This window comes from Pseudomonas sp. IT-P176 (genome assembly GCF_949767245.1).
GTDB lineage: Bacteria > Pseudomonadota > Gammaproteobacteria > Pseudomonadales > Pseudomonadaceae > Aquipseudomonas.
Genome location: NZ_CATKPN010000091.1, coordinates 1 through 1,121, shown reverse-complemented (window position 1 = coordinate 1,121; position 1,121 = coordinate 1). Strand labels below are relative to the sequence as shown.

General features: G+C 58.1%; 1 protein-coding gene. It reads left to right on the top strand.

The window, feature by feature from the left end:
- Nucleotides 1–1,121: immunoglobulin-like domain-containing protein (locus tag ACM6IP_RS23970; protein ID WP_414862404.1), on the top strand; the 1,121-nt coding region annotated here is incomplete at both ends.

The window sequence follows — 1,121 nt, the reverse complement described above, 5'->3', positions numbered from 1 at the left end:
AAGCTGGAAAGCGTATCTGGCGCCGATCAGTTCGAGAAACTGACTCTGGGCAAAGACCAATTCACCACTACCGTCACCGACCAACCGTCGGGCGAAGGCGACAAGATCACCGTCACCATCGAAAGCAATGGCGACGTGCTGGAAAACGCTGCACCGAAGTTCACCGTCAAGGTTGATCAAGTCCTCAAGCAGGACCTGACTGTCACCCTGAGCAACGGCGACACCGTCGTCATCAAAGCCGGCACCAGCAGCGTGCCGTACGAACTGAAAGCCCAAGGCGACGATGTCTACAAAGACGGCGAAACCATCAAACTCAGCGTCACTGACGCAACGGTTCCAGGTAAATCGTTCGAAAACCTGGTGCTCGGCGACGAGGCTGTGGTCAAAGTTGGCGACACCCTCACTGAGGTGAAAGCCACCCTGACTGTGGATAAATCCACTGTCGCCGAAGGCGGTGAAGTCACCTACACCGTGACCCTGACCAACGCCGCTGGCATGCCGATGGCGAGCCATGGTCCGCTGGTCTTCACTCTGTCCGACGGCACCAAGATCACCGTTCCGGCCAACAGCACCACCGGCACGGCTACCGTAGTCACCAGCAACGACATCTTCACCGGCGGTCAGCCGGCACTGGTTAACAAGCTGGAAAGCGTCTCCGGCGCCGATCAGTTCGAACAACTGACCCTGGGCAAAGACCAGTTCACCACCACCGTCACCGACCAACCGTCGGGCGAAGGCGACAAGATCACAGTCACCATCGAAAGCAATGGCGACGTCCTGGAAAACGCTGCACCGAAGTTCACCGTCAAGGTTGATCAGGTCCTCAAGCAGGACCTGACTGTCACCCTGAGCAACGGCGACACCGTCGTCATCAAAGCCGGCACCAGCAGCACGCCGTACGAGCTGAAAGCCCAGGGCGACGACGTCTACAAAGACGGTCAAGTCGTGGAAGTTGGTGTCAGCAATGCCACCGTTGACGGCAAGTCCTTCGAAAACCTGGTGCTGGGCGACAAAGCCCAAGTCACCATCGGCGACACCCTCACTGAGGTGAAAGCCACCCTAACTGTGGATAAATCCACTGTCGCCGAAGGCGGTGAAGTCACCTACACCGTGACCCTGAC